At 43.4% G+C, this 17,096-nt stretch carries 17 protein-coding genes, 1 rRNA gene and 1 riboswitch; of the genes, 17 read left to right on the forward strand and 1 reads right to left on the reverse strand.

Going from position 1 to position 17,096, the window contains the following annotated elements; all coding sequences use genetic code 11:
* Positions 1-98: 98 nt before the first annotated feature.
* The 9 genes from FCL54_RS07275 (at position 99) to FCL54_RS07305 (ending at position 7,239) form a co-directional block, all read left to right on the forward strand.
* Complete coding sequence (locus FCL54_RS07275; protein WP_138124824.1) at positions 99-731, forward strand: NUDIX hydrolase; 633 nt, start codon at positions 99-101, stop codon at positions 729-731.
* 44 nt (positions 732-775) lie between these two features.
* Positions 776-916, forward strand: coding sequence for a hypothetical protein (locus FCL54_RS23865; protein WP_171016722.1), 141 nt, complete (start codon positions 776-778; stop codon positions 914-916).
* Positions 917-1,086: 170 nt separating this feature from the next.
* Positions 1,087-2,325, forward strand: coding sequence for an MFS transporter (locus tag FCL54_RS07280; protein WP_171016723.1), 1,239 nt, complete (start codon positions 1,087-1,089; stop codon positions 2,323-2,325).
* A gap of 293 nt (positions 2,326-2,618) precedes the next feature.
* Positions 2,619-3,758 carry an o-succinylbenzoate synthase gene (menC, locus tag FCL54_RS07285; protein ID WP_138124919.1) on the forward strand — a complete coding sequence of 380 codons (1,140 nt, stop codon included), beginning with the start codon at positions 2,619-2,621 and terminating at the stop codon, positions 3,756-3,758.
* A gap of 240 nt (positions 3,759-3,998) precedes the next feature.
* Positions 3,999-4,139: riboswitch (cyclic di-AMP (ydaO/yuaA leader) on the forward strand.
* 116 nt (positions 4,140-4,255) lie between these two features.
* Positions 4,256-4,927 carry a potassium channel family protein gene (locus FCL54_RS07290; protein ID WP_138124828.1) on the forward strand — a complete coding sequence of 224 codons (672 nt, stop codon included), beginning with the start codon at positions 4,256-4,258 and terminating at the stop codon, positions 4,925-4,927.
* Positions 4,924-6,258 (forward strand): TrkH family potassium uptake protein, encoded by a 1,335-nt coding sequence (locus tag FCL54_RS07295; protein ID WP_425467109.1) that lies wholly within the window; start codon positions 4,924-4,926, stop codon positions 6,256-6,258. Before FCL54_RS07290 ends, FCL54_RS07295 begins: the two co-directional genes overlap by 4 nt.
* Positions 6,259-6,614: 356 nt before the next feature.
* Positions 6,615-6,782 (forward strand): hypothetical protein, encoded by a 168-nt coding sequence (locus FCL54_RS23870; protein WP_171016724.1) that lies wholly within the window; start codon positions 6,615-6,617, stop codon positions 6,780-6,782.
* A 142-nt stretch (positions 6,783-6,924) separates the two neighbouring features.
* Entirely contained in the window at positions 6,925-7,107 is a 183-nt protein-coding gene (locus FCL54_RS07300) for a YjcZ family sporulation protein (RefSeq protein ID WP_138124832.1), read from the forward strand.
* Positions 7,108-7,140: 33 nt separating this feature from the next.
* The gene (locus tag FCL54_RS07305) at positions 7,141-7,239 is read left to right on the forward strand and encodes a YjcZ family sporulation protein (RefSeq protein ID WP_138124834.1); all 99 of its coding nucleotides are present in this window, start codon (positions 7,141-7,143) and stop codon (positions 7,237-7,239) included.
* 281 nt (positions 7,240-7,520) lie between these two features.
* Here FCL54_RS07305 and glsA read toward each other — a convergent pair whose 3' ends face one another.
* The gene (gene glsA / locus FCL54_RS07310; protein ID WP_138124836.1) at positions 7,521-8,474 is read right to left on the reverse strand and encodes a glutaminase A; all 954 of its coding nucleotides are present in this window, start codon (positions 8,472-8,474) and stop codon (positions 7,521-7,523) included.
* 294 nt (positions 8,475-8,768) lie between these two features.
* On the opposite strand from glsA, the gene FCL54_RS07315 reads away from it, so the two are divergent.
* The 8 genes from FCL54_RS07315 to FCL54_RS07350 all read left to right on the forward strand — a co-directional run.
* Positions 8,769-8,954 carry a type Z 30S ribosomal protein S14 gene (locus FCL54_RS07315; protein ID WP_138124838.1) on the forward strand — a complete coding sequence of 62 codons (186 nt, stop codon included), beginning with the start codon at positions 8,769-8,771 and terminating at the stop codon, positions 8,952-8,954.
* 318 nt (positions 8,955-9,272) lie between these two features.
* Positions 9,273-10,118 (forward strand): tyrosine-type recombinase/integrase, encoded by an 846-nt coding sequence (locus FCL54_RS07320; protein WP_246055166.1) that lies wholly within the window; start codon positions 9,273-9,275, stop codon positions 10,116-10,118.
* Positions 10,119-10,360: 242 nt separating this feature from the next.
* Entirely contained in the window at positions 10,361-10,804 is a 444-nt protein-coding gene (hutP, locus tag FCL54_RS07325; RefSeq protein ID WP_138124842.1) for a histidine utilization transcription antiterminator HutP, read from the forward strand.
* 139 nt (positions 10,805-10,943) lie between these two features.
* Complete coding sequence (gene hutH, locus FCL54_RS07330; protein WP_138124844.1) at positions 10,944-12,479, forward strand: histidine ammonia-lyase; 1,536 nt, start codon at positions 10,944-10,946, stop codon at positions 12,477-12,479.
* 1 nt (position 12,480) lies between these two features.
* The gene (gene hutU / locus FCL54_RS07335; protein WP_138124846.1) at positions 12,481-14,145 is read left to right on the forward strand and encodes a urocanate hydratase; all 1,665 of its coding nucleotides are present in this window, start codon (positions 12,481-12,483) and stop codon (positions 14,143-14,145) included.
* 43 nt (positions 14,146-14,188) lie between these two features.
* Positions 14,189-15,466 (forward strand): imidazolonepropionase, encoded by a 1,278-nt coding sequence (hutI, locus tag FCL54_RS07340; RefSeq protein ID WP_138124848.1) that lies wholly within the window; start codon positions 14,189-14,191, stop codon positions 15,464-15,466.
* Positions 15,444-16,403 (forward strand): formimidoylglutamase, encoded by a 960-nt coding sequence (gene hutG, locus FCL54_RS07345; protein ID WP_138124850.1) that lies wholly within the window; start codon positions 15,444-15,446, stop codon positions 16,401-16,403. The genes hutI and hutG overlap by 23 nt, the downstream gene beginning before the upstream one ends.
* A gap of 597 nt (positions 16,404-17,000) precedes the next feature.
* Positions 17,001-17,096: ribosomal RNA gene (locus FCL54_RS07350) — 16S ribosomal RNA — on the forward strand; the annotation flags it as partial.

A 17,096-nucleotide genomic window follows, 5' to 3' on the forward strand; every position in this document is an offset into this window, starting at 1 on the left:
ATCTTTTGCCGTTCAGGAAGTTTTCCTCAAGTTGAAGGAATTCAATGTTTCATAACAGAAATGGTAAGGACAAAATTTTTGGCATCAGGAGGATCACGATGGCTAAAGAAATGCTGGATGTATTTGATGAAAATTTTAATAAAATCGGTATGGAAACGAGAGAAGTCGTTCATGAAAAAGGATTGTGGCATCAAACGTTTCATTGCTGGGTGATCAACAAAACACCGGGCGTTCGCCTCCTTTTTCAAAAAAGGCATCAAAAAAAAGATCTGTTTCCTTCACTGCTCGATATTTCTGCGGCCGGTCATCTCATAGCGGGCGAAGAGGTGGAAGATGGAGTCAGAGAGGTAAAGGAAGAGCTCGGGCTTTCTTTGCAATTTGATGATCTTCATTCAGTTGGCGTACTTGAAGATGTGCTTGAAGAAGACGGAAAGGTTGATAAAGAATTTTGCCATGTTTTTTATTATGAAACAGGGCAGCCCCTCACTGGTTACCATGTGCAAACAGAGGAAGTGACGGGTTTATTCTGGATCGGCCTGAATGATTTTATGGCTCTTACAGCAGGAAAGAAGGAGAGGATCACAGCTGCCGGATTTGAGCTCGGGGAAAATGGGGAAAAAGAAATCAAAACAATAGAAGTTTCTATAGAAGATTTTGTTCCACATCATCCTGTTTATCTGGAGGAAATTTTCAAAATTTTTGCAGACATTTCTGACGAAAAGGTGGTATAATCCTTTATGTACCATCATTAAGATGTAGAAAGGAGGTTCACCCTGTGAAATCAGTATCGGTTATGCGCCAAAAAGCAAATGGGATTTTTGAGGCTTTTTCTTTTAAAGGGGGTAGTCTGCCCTTTTTTAGAAAAACTTCAAACTTTTTGGCTCAGCTCTCACAGGGGGAATCTCAGCGGGTTTAGATGAAACTACGAATCTGAACACGAAACACCTATCTGTGCGATAGGTGTATTTTTATTGTCTTAAAAGCTTTCTATATATAAACGCAAGCCATTCCGAAAATGCTATAACCCATTCGGCGCAAAGAGTAGTTACTCACAGGGTGGGCCTTCAAAACAGGGAGGAAAAAATATTGAAGCTTAGTTTAAGTATTTTTAAAAACAGAAACTTTTTATTCTATTGGCTTGCAGGCTGGATAACATCCATAGGGGATTCGATCTTTTTGATCGCGTTAACCTGGATGCTTGTCGAACAGACGAAATCACCGCTTGTTGTTGGAACATATCTGTCTGTTGTCGGCATTACAAAGCTGATTTTTATCCTGTTCGGCGGGATTGTTGTCGACCGTTTTGATGTGAGGCGCCTGTTGATTTATTCGGACTGGATCAGGGCTGTTTTAATGCTGGTGTTTGTAGTGATGGGCCTGAATGGGATGCCGCCGCTCTGGTTTTTTTACGTGATCGGTTTGTTGTTCGGGGCGATCGATGCGGTGGCAGAGCCAGCTGGAATCGCATGCCGTACCAGGATTATTGAGAAAGAATATTATACGCAATCTATGAGCCTTTTGTTGATAACAGGCAATGTTTCCACAGTGGTGGGTCCGATGATCGCTGCAGGTATCGTTTATCTTGGAGGATCTATGACAGCGGTTTTTGCAAACGGGGTTTCGTATGTACTGTCTGCGATACTGCTCCTCTCGGTAAACTTTAAGCCTGTTGGGGAAGAGGTGGAAACCGATGGCAAGAGACCTTTAGAAGTGCTTAAAGGTCTCAGAGAAGGATTTTCATTCTTTTTTCGAACACCAGTCATTTTAGCGATGGCAACAAGCGCGTTTTTTGCAAATGCAGCTGTTGGGATCACGGTGCTTGCGACGCCGTTTCTGGTAAAAGACCTTCATTTAGGCGTGGCAGGATACGGTATGTTGAATACAAGCATTGGAATCGGAGGAATAGTCGGTGCAGCTTTATTCTCGCTGTTCGTTATTTCACGTCCGACACCGGGGATGGCGCTATCGACGAGCATTTGCCAGGGAAGTTTCATCGTGCTTGTTGGAATAACAGATCAACTCTGGATTATCGTATTCGCCTTTTTGTTGATAGGATTTAACGAAGCGGCGGTTAATGTTATCGCTCCAAGCGTGAACCATACCTTGATTCCACAAAAGATTTTTGGGCGAGTGATCAGTGTCTTGATTCTAATCATGGGAGCCTCTGAACCGATATTTCAAGCATTCGGCGGATGGTTGATGGAGGCGGTCACTGCACAGAAAATGTTTATGATAGGTGGTTTTATCGAAGTGTCAGCCGCAGCAATTATCTTTTTTATGCCGGCTGTACGAACTTATAAAGAAAAGATGGCAAAAGCGAGTTAAAGCAGGGATAGAATGCTTTAAGAACGAATTTTTCTGGTGGATTGTAATCAAACAAACAGCAAGAAGAGCATGGCGTCAATGACAGAAGTCAAGTGGCAACACAAAGAATAAAATAAAAAATGGGGATAACTTTCTCGGTTGAGTAAAGTTATCCCCATTTTTGTTGGGGTCTGACCCCCGATGAACTGTGGATATCTTCCTCTTGAGCAGAACAGTGATACAATAGATGAAAATAATGTTGATTATGAAGGTTATGAAATTTGAATGCAGTAAATGGAGGAATCCAATTGAGTATGCTTATTCCGATCGAGAAAGTTATTTTACATAAAGTAAGGATGAAGATGAAGACCCCGTTTAAGAACAGCTTTGGTTCCGTTCAGGAAAAAGAGTTTTTTATTGTGGAGCTGGCAGATGGCAGGGAGCATCGAGGCTTCGGAGAATCTGTGGCGTTTTCCAGCCCGTGGTACACGGAAGAAACCGTGGGGACAACTGAGCATATCATGAACGACTTCTTAGTTCCGTTTCTCTTGCAAAATCCTGTGTCCCACCCACGGGAAGTAACGAAACTCTTCGATGTGATACGCCGGAACAATATGGCGAAAGCTGCTATTGAAGGGGCAGTATGGGATCTCTATGCTAAGCGTGAAGGCATCACGCTTGCAAAGGCATTGGGCGGTGAAAAGAATACGGTCGAAGCAGGTATCAGCATCGGTATTCAACCTTCGATCAAAGAGCTATTAACGGTGATAGGTCAATATGCTGCAAAGGGATATAAAAGGGTGAAAATCAAAATTAAGCCTGGCTGGGATATCGAAGTGATAAAGCAAGTTCGCGAAGCATATCCTGAACTTCCGATCATGGCAGATGCAAATTCCGCTTACACGCTGGCTGATATTGAACATTTGAAGAAGCTTGATGAATTTGGATTGATGATGATCGAACAGCCCCTTGGCCAGGAAGATTTGCTGAACCATGCAAAACTACAAAAGGAAATCGAGACCCCGGTCTGCCTTGATGAAAGCATCCATTCGCTTGATGATGTTAAGAATGCCATTGCCCTTGGAAGCTGTAAAGTGATCAATATAAAGATCGGAAGGGTAGGGGGTCTTGAGGAAGCGAAAAAAATCCACGATTATTGCATGGAGCACAACATTCCGGTCTGGTGCGGCGGGATGCTTGAAGCCGGAGTTGGAAGAGCGCATAATATTGCCGTTTCCACACTTCAAAACTTTGTCCTGCCCGGGGATACGGCAGGTTCTTCCCGCTATTGGGAGAAGGATATTATTGAACCGGAAGTAACGGTGATAGATGGCATTATTAATGTCCCTGATTCACCTGGTATTGGGTATAACATAAATAGAGCTGCTCTGGAAAAATTCACAATGAATAAGAAAGAGTTTACGTTGGAGAATATACATCCGATTCAGTTCTAAGTCCCGCAAATTGATCAAGATATTCAATTTGCTGGTGGCATCTTTCAACTGCCCATAAAAAAGTTTTCCAAAGAATTATCCTTCCTTAAGAAAAAGAAAGAATAGCAAAGCGATGTATAGCAACTCGGATATTTAAACGCTTCCATAGTGGCTTATTTGTGTTTTTGTTAGTTTTTTGTTATTTACAAGTGATTTTAAGAGGAGTAAACTAACTCCATTGATATATTACTAATCGTTTTATCAGAGAATTCGCTTAATCGAAAGAACGGGGGAACCATTTGCAGTTTGTTTTAACTGCCGGGGTGAATCCTGAAATCAGGTAGGGCTACTCTCAAAGCCCGAATCCGACAGCTAACCTCGTAAGCGTTTATGAGAGAGGATGATGGAACTGTGATCGAATAGCGACCGCAGAGCTGGCCTCTGTGGTTTTTTGTATGCTTAAAATTGAATCTGTAACAAACAATAACGATGAATAGGCATAAAAGAGAGGGATTACAATGGCTAGAAGACCAAAAAATAAATCATTTGCAGTGCTTGGACTTGGGAGGTTTGGAGGGAACCTGGTCGCGGAGCTTCATAATCTAGGGGCTGAAGTGCTTGCCATTGACAGCAATCCGGAAAAAGCAGAGTCGTTTGCCCAATATGCAACACATACGGTAGCTGCCAATGCAACAGATGAAAGAACATTAGCTAATCTAGGGATTAGAAACTTTGACCATGTGATCGTATCATTTGGAGAGGATATTCAATCCAGTGTGTTAACGACACTCGTGTTAAAGGAAATGGGAGTAAAGAAAGTATGGGTAAAGGCCCAGAATTCTTACCACCAAAAAGTTCTCGATAAAATCGGAGCAGATCATATAATCCATCCCGAAAGAGATATGGCAAGAAGGCTTGCCCACCATATTATTTCTGAAAAAATTCTTGATTTTATTGAGCTATCAGAAGAACACAGCATTGTAGAGATCATCGCTACAAAGAAAATAAACGGGAAAAGTTTGTTGGATCTGGACATCAGAGCAAAGTATGGGTGTAACATCGTCGCGATCAAAACATCGGATAAAATCAAAGTGTCACCCATGGCAGACGAAGTGATCACAACCGGGGATGTATTGATTGTAATAGGAAGCAACAAAGATATTAACCGTTTTGAAAAAGAAGGAGTATGACGATGCATCTGTCGGAGAGAAGGGTCATTCATCTCACCCCGCCGCAAATCCTTATGGCGGTGTTTGGCTTTTTTATTGTATTAGGAACTTTCTTTCTAAAGCTTCCGTTTGCTTCGACAGAAACAGTTTCATGGCTCGATGCGTTCTTTACAGCCACTTCAGCAATGACGGTTACTGGGCTGGTGACAGTTGACACAGGGACAGCTTACACATTGGTCGGGCAAATCGTGATCCTCCTGTTAATCCAGATAGGCGGACTTGGCATTATGTCGTTTGCTGTTCTCATTTATATCATGCTGGGCAGGAAAATCGGAATCTCGGAGCGTTTACTTATTCAGCAGGCGCTTAATCAAACATCTGTCGGCGGAATTATCCAACTTGTGAAGAGCCTTATGGTTTTCTCGCTGGTAATGGAAGGGATAGCCGTTGTATTTCTTGCTTTCAGATGGGTTCCAGAATATGGAGTTGCAAAAGGGCTATATTACAGCCTGTTCCATTCGATCTCTGCATTTAATAATGCTGGTTTCGCGCTATGGCCGGACGGGCTCAACCGTTTTGTATCAGACCCGATCATCAACAGTGTAATATCAATGTTATTTATTTTAGGAGGAATCGGATTTACGGTATTAATCGATTTAAAAAAGAGCAAAACCTTCAAGGAATTGACGTTGCATTCCAAACTTATGATAGTTGGAACCATCGTCATCAATGCAGTAGCATTCATTCTTATTCTCTTGTTCGAATATAACAATACTGCTACTCTTGGAAAGCTTTCTGTTGCAGGAAAGATTTGGGGAGCCTACTTCCAGGCGGTATCCCCGAGAACAGCGGGATTTAACTCGGTCGATATCGGGAGCATGGAGGAGCCCTCTATTTTCTTCATGATATTTTTAATGTTTATTGGTGCGGGCAGTGCATCGACTGGCGGAGGAATAAAACTAACAACTTTTCTAGCGATGGTGCTCTCTGTGATCACCTTTTTAAAAGGAAGGGACAACATTATTATCTTTAGAAAAACACTTCCGTTACTCATTATTATTAAGGCGCTCGCCATCACCGTCATCTCATTTTTATTTATCTTTGCAGCAGTGATGGCGCTGGAATTGACGCAGGATCTAGACTTCCTTCCTATATTGTTTGAAGTAGTCTCGGCGTTTGGAACTGTCGGGCTATCGATGGGAATTACCGCAAAGCTAACTTTCTTTGGCAAAATCGTAATCATTTTTATTATGTTCCTTGGAAAAATCGGGCCTCTGACACTTGCATTTGCGTTTGCTAAAAAAGAAAATTCTAAAATTCGTTATCCAAAGGAAGACATATTGACAGGATGAATACACGTTAGTCGGCTTATGCCGGCTTTTTTTAATGCGGAAAGAGAACTGCATTGGAAGGCTCAAGCTCTTATTTAAATCCTTTGAATAATTCCTTCTCCATGAAGGATCCACGTCCACCCCTCATTTGATTCGTGATCAAAATACTGCAGAATTCAAACGGGGGTATTCACCGCCGTGTCCGCCTATTGTTCCGTATCGATCTAAAAATACTGCCCTCATTCAAACGAACCCAGTATCATGTGAAATTTCAAAAAATGGGTGCTTACCTATGAAAATAACCGATTAAAAACAGAACCAATCATTTTACTTTTCATACACTTTAAGTATAACAAGCTGAAGAGGGAGTTTTTGAAATGGCAAAGAGAAACCGCGGAAAGAGTCTTACGAAGATGCCTTCAAGAGGAAGGGGCACATGTCCGATTTGTCATGCTACAAGAATAAAGCTGCTTTATACAGCTGTTGGCTCTTCGGGTAAAATGCTGAAGGTTTGCAAAAGATGCAAAAATAAAAGTGCAGATTGAGAGGTATTATGTTTTTGGGCTTTTCCAGAACTTCATATACAGTGGCAATCTCCTAAGAAATTAAAAGACCCCCTTCATTTGCCCTTACAACCTGGTCAATACGTACATATGATGTACTAAATCCCAGGGGAGGTGAAGAAGAATGAGTGCAGGAGCAGGTGCAGGAAGAGGATTTGCGTTAATCGTGGTTCTTTTCATCCTATTGATTATTGTTGGTGCTAGCTATGTAGGAGGTTATGGCGGCTACGGCGGTGGCTATGGAGGCTATGGCGGCTATGGCGGAGGCTATGGTTTCGGATATCCAGGCTTTGGATTCTTCTGGTAATTTACCACCTATCGTATTACAGGAGGTGATTTCATGAGCTATGGAAGATATGGCTACGGCGGAGGCTTTGCGCTAATTGTCGTGCTTTTCATTCTATTGATTATCATTGGTGCTAGCGGTTATGTTTGGTAATCACAAAAAGCGGCTTCTATTTTAAATGCTAAAGTAGGAGTCCGAAAAAAGTAACATTAAACCGAGTGATGGGCCTTAATGAGGTGTTCCGCTCGGTTTTTTTCTGTTGGGAATATTAGCGAGGTTTTTTCCTTGCTCCGCAAGCAGGGCATACAAACAGGTTTTCAGTCTACTTATAAAAAGAAACAACTGAAGACCTTTCCCTCAGTTTGGGTAAAGGTCTCTTCTGAAGATCAATGAAGTTTTTAAATAGTTTAGGTATATTAAATTAGACGTTGCAGCTACCTATCTTTATGGATTTCTTTATGGAACATGTTCAATTGGAGGTCCTGGCTTAGAAGCTTTAACATTTTGCCGCCTGCAAGGCTGTTTCCTTTTTTGTTGATACCCGGTCCGATGATTCCGATTCCCATTTTCCCGGGTACGGCTGCCATGATGCTTCCGCAAATCCCGCTCTTTGCTGGGATTCCCGCTTCAACGGTGAATTCACCGGACTCGTTATACATCCCTGATGTCATCATCAGTGCTTTAATCGTACGGATGTGCCGGCCGTCGATATGCTTTTCCCCCGTATGTGGAGACACTCCCTCATTGGCGAAGAAACAGCCCAGCTTTGCGAGATCATGGGTTGTAACATTAATCGAGTTAATCCTGAAATAAAGCTCTAACGCATCTTCCACCCGGTCTTTATCGAGAGCTCCTGTACTTTCCATGTAGTAAGCAAGTGACCTATTTCTGGCTCCGTTTCTCTTTTCTGCTTCCAGCACGTCTTTATTAAGTGAAACGGAAGGATTGTTCGTGATCTTTCTAACCAGCTCTAATATCCGTTCAAATCGTTCAAGGTAGTTGTTTCCGTTAATCATGCTCGCAACAGCGATAGCTCCAGAGTTAATAAACGGATTATAAGGTTTATGCTGCTGATAGGTTTCAAGGTTGGCGATACTGTTAAAAAAGTCATCAGTAGGTTCCATCCCGACTTTTTGGAACACTGCCTCTTTGCCGAAATCTTGCAGGGCGACCATCAGGCTAATGGTTTTAGACACGCTCTGTAACGTAAAAACAAGGTCGGTTTCTCCTGCGGAAACAGTCTGCCCATCAAGCGTAATGACGGTGATCCCAAGATCGTTTTGATTGGAATTGTCCAGCCCGGGGATATATTGTTTCACAGAACCGTTTGCTGAGAAAGGCTTGCATTTGTTCACGACAGTTTGTAAATATTCTCTGGTAATCTCCATTGTTTTCCTCCTGTCTTTCGTTTCCAATAAAGTGAGTTTATTGTTATATTCCCATTCTTCCTTCAAGTTAACACCTCGATAAAAAGGGAGGTTCTTTGCCCGGAGAGCTGTTGATTGACTTCTACGAATTTGGGTGTTAGCATGATAATCATTCCATAGAAACTTTCTATTTTTCGAAAAAGACAGACAGGTAGACAGCCCTGTTTTAATACAATCTGTTCGTTCAAGAAATACTAACCGATTAATAGGGGAGACACACTCGATGTTCCCTTGTTGTCAGGAAGGAGTGGAAAGATGGCTAAAAAGTCTATGATCGCGAAACAAAAGCGCAAAGCGAAATATGGCGTACAGGAATATACACGCTGCGAACGCTGTGGGCGTCCGCATTCTGTCATTCGTAAATTTAAGCTTTGCCGTATCTGTTTCCGTGAACTGGCATATAAAGGGCAAATTCCCGGCGTGAAAAAAGCAAGCTGGTAATCCCCTGGATTAGCGTTATGAAGTACTTTTGTTTTTGCAGCAAAAGTACTTTTCTTTTTAACAAGATCCCGGTTAATAGCCGATCTTTTGCCAGCCGCTCCTTCTTAAATTTTCAAAAGATTGATTAAATCTAATTTGCAAGAAAGCATAAAGCCTGGTAGGAATTTTGTTTATCGTTGTCGAATTACAGGAATTAGAAAAGTACACCTTTATATCATTTACATAATTTGTTAGCGGAATTCCTTTCTGAGAAATTGAATTCTGCGAAAATATCTGGTATGCTTGGGGCAGATACTACTAGTAAAGGGGCATGGTATCTTGGCGAATAGAAATGTAATGAGTAGTGTAGAGTCGTTCGGTCAATGGTTAATGGATGAGGGAAAATCAGAAAACACCGTTAAAACCTATCAGGGAGTATTAGAAAAGTTTCTCCTTTGGTTAGAAGATCACGAACTTGAGGACGAAAAGCTTTCTAGCCAAAATGTTCAAGCCTATATCGATTATTTAGAGGAGCAAGATCGCAGTGCATCCACTGTTGAAAAAGTTTTCGCTACAATCAGTGTGTATGCCCGCTTTATCAAGCAGCCGGAAATAGTAGAAAACATCCGCAGAAAAGAAAAAGAGAACAGAAGAAATGAAGCCCCTGAATTTTTAGCGACAGATAGACAAAAGTTGCTCCTGCAGGAAGTGGAAGAGGAAGGAAACCTTCGTAATACAGCAATTGTTTATACATTGCTCCATACAGGGATCCGTATCTCGGAGTTGTGCAACCTGAACCGATCTGATGTTGTGATAAGCGATGACAAAGGTTCACTGACAATCAGAGACCTGGATGGTAACGAAGATCGTATTATTCCACTGTCCCGTGAAGTGCGAGTCCATTTAGAAAAATACCTGGAATCAAGAGAAGACAATTCGGAAATTCTTTTTATCTCCAGTGCAAACAAAAGGATCAATCCTAGGACCATCCAATATATGTTGAAAAAGTATGATGTTTCACCGCACCTCTTAAGGCATACGTTTTGCCGGAAACTTGTTGAAAAGGGAGTGGATATCTCCACTGTCGCAAAACTTGCAGGACATTCGGATATCAATGTGACAAAAAGATATCTCAATGAACTGCCAACAGAACTAGAGGATGCGATCAACCAGACATTTGCTTGAACTGTGTTGGGAGATACACCAGGTATAGTTGCTATACTTTGACAGATAATTCTGGCTGCTGACATCGCTCAGCAGCTTTTTGGTGTTTGTGGAGCCCCTCAAAAAAGTGATGATGTAATTTATAATAAATAATTGGTATATTTTGAATATTCGTTGACACCGTTACAGAAATCACATACGATAAAATCAGTTACTAGTTAGAAGCCAGGTAGAAAAAATGGAATTAAAAGAGGCTGGAGACGATGACACTAAGCAAAGAACGCCGTATCGGCCGGCATGCCACATTGCTTGTGCTTGCGGACGATAAGACAGAACAACAGGATCTGATTGATCGTCTTCCATGGAAAAGCTGCAACGGAAAAGTGGGATCGATGGATTCGCAAAAAGTAGTCGCTGCGATTGAAACCGCTGCCAAACAAACCGGAGTGATCCAGAGTGGAGTATACCGGGAAACGCATGCCCTGTACCATGCGACGATGGAAGCACTGCACGGCGTAACCCGCGGGCAGGTCCAGTTAGGCTCGGTGTTGCGGACAGTTGGACTTCGGTTTGCTGTTGTACGGGGAAATCCGTATGAAAGTGAACAGGAGGGCGAATGGCTTGCGGTTGCCTTATACGGTACAATCGGTGCACCTGTAAAAGGGCTGGAACATGAAACAATCGGATTAGGAATCAATCATATATAATAACAATCAAATAGTAATTGCCCATAGATTATTAGTTCATAAGGGGGCTGTATCAAGAAATCATAGCGATTTCTTTGATATGGCCTCCTTTTCTATTGGGGCTTTAGCAAGGTGAAGAGTGATAGAAGGAGGGCTTTGCGTGATAACACTTACAGGGAATTCCTTGACTTTAAGGGAAATGAACAGGATTTTAAATGGAAATGAGAAAGTTAATGCTTCAGAAGCAAGCTGGGAACGAGTGGAGAGAAGCCGAAGAGCAGTGGAAAGAATCGTGAAGGAAGAAAAGGTGGTTTATGGGATCACAACAGGTTTCGGCAAATTTTCCGACGTTTTGATTAATAAAGATGATGTAGAAGACCTGCAGTTAAACCTCATTCATTCTCATGCCTGCGGGGTCGGGGATCCTTTTCCTGAACAGGTTTCAAGAGCGATGCTCGTGTTACGGGCGAATGCACTGTTAAAAGGGTTTTCCGGTGTGCGAAAAGTAGTGATCGAGCGGCTGCTGCAATTTGTGAACGCAGGCATACATCCGGTGGTTCCGCAACAGGGTTCACTCGGAGCGAGCGGAGATCTTGCCCCTCTGTCCCACCTCGTTCTTCCTCTCCTGGGGGAAGGGGAGGTTTTCTACAAGGGAGAGCGGGTGGAGAGCGTTAAGGCGATGAGCAAGGAAGGCATTTTTCCCATTACTTTAACAGCCAAAGAAGGACTCGCGTTGATCAACGGAACGCAGGCGATGACAGCGATGGGCGTCCTTTCCTATTTAGAAGCCGAAAAGATAGCGTATGAATCAGAAATGATTGCCTCCTTAACAATGGAAGGACTGAATGGAATCATCGATGCATTCGATGAAGATGTCCATCTTGTCAGGGGATATCCCGAGCAGGTTGCCGTAGCAAAACGAATGAGAGAGTTCTTAAATGGCAGCAAGTTGACGACAAGCCAGGGGGAAGTCAGGGTCCAGGATGCTTATTCGCTTAGATGTATACCTCAAGTACATGGCGCAACATGGCAAACGTTGAATTATGTAAAAGAAAAGCTTGAGATCGAGATGAATGCCGCAACAGATAATCCGCTTATTTTTGAGGGTGGGAAAAAGGTCATCTCAGGCGGGAATTTCCATGGCCAGCCTATCGCGCTTGCGATGGATTTTATGGGAATCGCTGTTGCTGAACTCGCAAATATTTCTGAAAGGCGCATTGAGCGGCTTGTCAATCCGCATCTGAATGATCTGCCGCCATTTTTAAGTGCAGAACCAGGATTGCAATCAGGAGCCATGATCATGCAATATTGTGCAGCGTCACTTGTATCTGAAAATAAAACCCTAGCTCATCCGGCGAGTGTTGACTCGATTCCGTCGTCGGCAAACCAGGAAGACCATGTGAGCATGGGAACGATCGGAGCCCGTCATGCATACCAGATTGTGTCCAACACGAGAAAGGTTCTTGCGATTGAAGCCATTTGCGCGATGCAGGCGGTCGAGTTAAGAGGAAAAGAGAAGATGGCTCCTAAAACCCGGGGAGTTTTGGAAGCGGGAAGAAAGGTCGTACCTTTTATAGACAAAGACCGTGTTTTTTCAAAAGACATTGAGAAAGCTGCAGAGTGGCTGAAAGATAACTTTCCAGTAGAAAGTCTTAAATTCAATGAAGAAGATGAAACGATCAAAGGAGGAATATGAAATGGCGGAAGCGACAAAAAGGACGATAAGAGCAAACCACGGCACGAAATTAGAGTGCAAAGGATGGGAACAGGAAGCGGCCTTACGCATGTTAAGCAACAACCTTGATCCAGAGGTGGCAGAGAAACCCGAAGAACTGGTGGTATACGGGGGGATAGGAAAAGCGGCGAGAAACTGGGAGGCCTTCGATGCGATTGTTGCTTCTTTAAAGGATCTGGAAAATGATGAAACATTATTAATCCAATCCGGAAAACCGGTAGGGAAATTTAAAACGCACAACCAGGCGCCACGGGTTTTATTATCCAATTCTGTATTAGTTCCAAAGTGGGCAAACTGGGATCATTTCCATGAGCTTGAGAAAAAAGGGCTCATGATGTACGGCCAAATGACAGCCGGGAGCTGGATCTACATCGGAACACAGGGGATTTTACAGGGAACATATGAAACGTTCGCTGCTGCTTCGAAAAAACATTTTAACGGCAGTTTAAAGGGGACCGTTACGCTAACAGCAGGACTTGGCGGTATGGGAGGTGCCCAGCCTCTCGCTGTGACAATGAACGATGGTGTGGTGATCGTGGTGGAAGTTGATCCGGACCGCATTCAAAAAAGAATCGACACAAAGTATTGCGACAAAATGACAGAGTCTCTTGAAGAAGCACTAAAGTGGGCGGACGAAGCGAGAGAAAAAGGAGAGGCGCTTTCGATCGGTCTTGTAGGGAACGCAGCATCTGTCCATCATGAGATTTTGCGAAAAGGATTCAAGGTGGATATCGTAACAGATCAGACATCTGCACATGATCCGTTAAACGGTTATGTTCCTGAAGGCTATTCGCTGGAAGAAGCTGATGAGCTTAGAAAAGAAAACCCGGACCGATATGTCGAACTGTCAAAGCAAAGTATGAAAAAGCATGTGGAAGCGATGCTTGAATTTCAAAACCAGGGAAGCATCGTGTTTGACTATGGAAATAACATTCGCCAGGTGGCGAAAGATGAAGGCCTCGAAAATGCATTCGACTTCCCAGGCTTTGTTCCAGCATATATCCGGCCACTGTTCTGTGAAGGAAAAGGGCCGTTCCGCTGGGCGGCATTATCCGGAGATGCTAAAGACATTCATCGTACTGACCAGTTGATCAAAGAGCTTTTCCCTGAAAACAAAGAGCTTTGCCGCTGGATTGACATGGCGCAGGAAAAGGTGGCGTTTCAAGGGCTACCTTCAAGAATTTGCTGGCTTGGATACGGGGATCGCAAGAAGATGGGCGTTGCGATCAATGAGCTTGTCAGAAAAGGGGAACTGAAAGCACCGGTCGTAATCGGGCGTGACCATCTCGACTGTGGCTCGGTAGCGTCTCCAAACCGAGAGACAGAAGGGATGAAAGACGGGAGTGACGCTGTTGGAGATTGGGCGATCTTAAACGCACTCATCAACACTTCTGCAGGGGCCAGCTGGGTTTCCCTTCATCATGGAGGTGGAGTAGGCATGGGCTATTCGCTTCACGCAGGCATGGTTGTTGTAGCAGACGGAACGGATAATGCTAAAGAAAGACTGGAAAGAGTACTGACCACTGACCCTGGAATGGGAATCATTCGCCATGCAGATGCCGGCTATGACAAAGCGAAGGAAGTGGCAAAAGAACGAGGCGTATCAATCCCGATGGAGGATAATTGATTATTTAATCGTTGCAGAAACATTACTAAAAGGAGGGCTCGTTTTGACACAAAAAATAGATGTTTTATTAACGAATATCGGGCAGCTATTAACAATGGAAAGTGAAGGGATTCGAAAAGGAAGTGAAATGAAGGCGATTGAAGTTATCGAAAATGCAGCACTGGGCATTTCCGATGGGAAAGTAGTCTATGCCGGAAAGATGGAAGAAGCGAAGGATTTTAAAGCTGACCGGACGATTGACTGTGAAGGAGGACTCGTTACCCCGGGACTTGTAGATCCTCACACACATCTTGTGTTCGGTGGTTCCAGGGAACATGAGCTGGCATTAAAACAACAGGGAGTGCCGTATCTTGAGATCTTGAAGCGAGGAGGCGGTATATTATCCACTGTGGAAGCGACCAGGAACGCAACGGCGGAAGAGTTATCCGAGAAGGCAAGTTTTCATCTTGACCGGATGATCAGCTATGGCATAACAACAGTGGAAGCAAAAAGCGGCTATGGACTGGATAGAGAAACCGAACTAAAACAACTTCGTGTAGCCAAGAAACTGAACGAACAACATCCGATAGACATCGTTTCAACCTTTTTAGGAGCTCATGCCATCCCTACAACGCATAAGGAGGAACCAGATCGGTTTTTAGCTGAAATGGTAGACTTGCTTGATGAAGTAAAAGAAGAAGGGCTTGCAGAATTTGTAGATATCTTCACAGAAACAGGAGTATTTACGGTGGAGCAATCCCGAAGATATTTGCAAAAAGCGAAAGACAAAGGATTCGGACTAAAAATTCATGCAGATGAAATCGACCCGCTCGGAGGTACAGAATTAGCAGGTGAGCTTGGGGCGGCGTCTGCAGACCATCTTGTCGGTGCCTCAGATAAAGGAATTAAAAAACTGGCTGAATCAGGAACAATCGCTTCCATTTTGCCTGGAACGACCTTTTATCTAGGGAAAGACACTTATGCGCGTGCAAGGGAAATGATCGAAGCGGGGGCAGCGGTTACGCTTGCGACAGATTTTAATCCCGGCAGCTCTCCGACTGAAAACCTTCAGTTCATCATGTCGCTTGCTGCATTACGATTAAAAATGGCACCCGAAGAGATATGGAATGCTGTTACCGTGAACGCTGCCCATGCGATCGGGAGAGGAGAAGAAGCCGGACAGCTTGCAGTGGGAAGGAATGCGGATGTTGTAATCTGGGATGCGCCAAATTATTTGTATATCCCCTATCATTATGGCGTTAATCATGTGAACACCGTGATAAAAAAAGGAAAAGTTGTGTTTGAAAGGGGGCAAAGCCTTGAGGCAGTATCCTTATCTTAAGCCGGCTAATAGTCCCTTTGTCGATCGTTTCATCACAAAGGCTGGAGATTTAATCGAGGCATGGGACGGAAGAGAAGCGGGTGACGTTGGGATTGTGGGCGTTCCGCTCTCCAAATCGTCGATCAGCCACTCGGGAGCAGCTTTTGCTCCTGGTTCTATTCGGAAGGCGCTGAGAGCTTTTTCTACTTATTCAATGGAAGAAGACCTTGACCTGAATGATGTAAGGATTACAGACTTTGGCGATATTCAGATGCATATTACCGATATCATGGAGTCGCAGCAACGAATAGAAAGGGTTCTGTATGAAATTTTCGCAGGTCACCGTGAATCACTTCCGATTATCCTCGGTGGAGACCACTCTACAAGCTTTCCCAGTATCTCTGCATTTACAAAGGCAAACGGCAGGGTAGGCATCATCCAATTCGACGCACATCATGATTTGAGAAACCTTGAAGATGGTGGTCCGAGTAATGGAACTCCGTTTCGTAGTTTAGTGGAAAAAAACATTATTGAAGGAACGCAGCTTGTGCAGATCGGGATAAGAGACTTTTCTAACAGCAGAGAATATCGGGACTATGCCGACGAACAAGGTGTAACCGTATATACGATGAAAGATGTAAGAGAGCGACCGATTGTAGAGCTCGTGAATGAAGGATTAAAAAAACTTTCTGATAAAGTGGACGCTGTTTATGTTTCCGTGGATATGGATGTACTAGACCAGGCCCATGCTCCAGGCTGCCCGGCGATTGGACCTGGTGGCATGGATTCACAAACACTTCTGGAAGCGGTGAGTTACTTAGGCGGGCAAACAAATGTAAAAGCAATGGATATCGTGGAGATCGATCCTACTGTTGATTTTAGGGATATGACAAGCAGAACCGCAGCTCATGTTATCCTGCAGTTTCTAAAAGGAAAGCGAATCGGCGGATTATTATAGAAAAAAGAAAACTATTTAATGACTGTATTGAAAAAGAAAATTTTTTGGTATTGGGGCTGGGGCTTTTAATACAAGCCCGGTTTCTTTCCTTTGAAGAAACTAAAACAGAGTGAAAAAATACCGATCATGGGAAACCGCAAGAATGGTACCATTAAAATCTTCAAGCGCTTATGAATAATGGATTATTGAAAGAGCGATAGAAATGGTAAGAAAAGATTGAGTATGTGGTTTAATTATTCCCCTGTTATGTCGTTGGCTTCTAAAGTTACATTTTTCCAAAAAAGTTTATAAAAATATATTGACTGCATTTGAAAAGGGTGATATATTAATAAACGTCGCATCTGACGGATGCACTTAAAACTTTTTCAAAAAAGTTGTTGACTCCAGATAGATGAGATGTTACGATTAATCTTGTCGCTGAAAACGACGAAACGCATGAAGGGTTACTGGCTGAAGGCTATCATATCCCGTGCGTCGTAGTTCTTTGAAAACTGAACAAAACGCCAAGCGAATTAAGCTTTAAAGCAAGCTAGATTGAACTTAAGGATGGCCGATTAAGAACGTGACGTCCTGTCACACGGCACTCGAACATCCTGTTCTTCGGAGAGTTTGATCCTGGCTCAGGACGAACGCTGGCGGCGTGCCTAATACATGCAAGTCGAGCGAAGAGATGGGAGCTTGCTCCCTGATCTT

This window comes from Exobacillus caeni (assembly GCF_005747095.1).
In the GTDB taxonomy this organism is placed as follows: Bacteria; Bacillota; Bacilli; order Bacillales; family Guptibacillaceae; genus Exobacillus; species Exobacillus caeni.

Excerpts from the sequence above, each read along its gene's own strand:
- FCL54_RS07275 (WP_138124824.1), top strand. The coding sequence starts at position 99 with ATGGCTAAAGAAATGCTGGATGTATTTGATGAAAATTTTAATAAAATC.
- menC (WP_138124919.1), top strand. The coding sequence starts at position 2,619 with ATGCTTATTCCGATCGAGAAAGTTATTTTACATAAAGTAAGGATGAAG.
- FCL54_RS07290 (WP_138124828.1), top strand. The coding sequence starts at position 4,256 with ATGGCTAGAAGACCAAAAAATAAATCATTTGCAGTGCTTGGACTTGGG.
- FCL54_RS07295 (WP_425467109.1), top strand. The coding sequence starts at position 4,924 with ATGACGATGCATCTGTCGGAGAGAAGGGTCATTCATCTCACCCCGCCG.
- FCL54_RS23870 (WP_171016724.1), top strand. The coding sequence starts at position 6,615 with ATGGCAAAGAGAAACCGCGGAAAGAGTCTTACGAAGATGCCTTCAAGA.
- FCL54_RS07300 (WP_138124832.1), top strand. The coding sequence starts at position 6,925 with ATGAGTGCAGGAGCAGGTGCAGGAAGAGGATTTGCGTTAATCGTGGTT.
- FCL54_RS07305 (WP_138124834.1), top strand. The coding sequence starts at position 7,141 with ATGAGCTATGGAAGATATGGCTACGGCGGAGGCTTTGCGCTAATTGTC.
- glsA (WP_138124836.1), bottom strand. The coding sequence starts at position 8,474 with ATGGAGATTACCAGAGAATATTTACAAACTGTCGTGAACAAATGCAAG.
- FCL54_RS07315 (WP_138124838.1), top strand. The coding sequence starts at position 8,769 with ATGGCTAAAAAGTCTATGATCGCGAAACAAAAGCGCAAAGCGAAATAT.
- hutP (WP_138124842.1), top strand. The coding sequence starts at position 10,361 with ATGACACTAAGCAAAGAACGCCGTATCGGCCGGCATGCCACATTGCTT.
- hutU (WP_138124846.1), top strand. The coding sequence starts at position 12,481 with ATGGCGGAAGCGACAAAAAGGACGATAAGAGCAAACCACGGCACGAAA.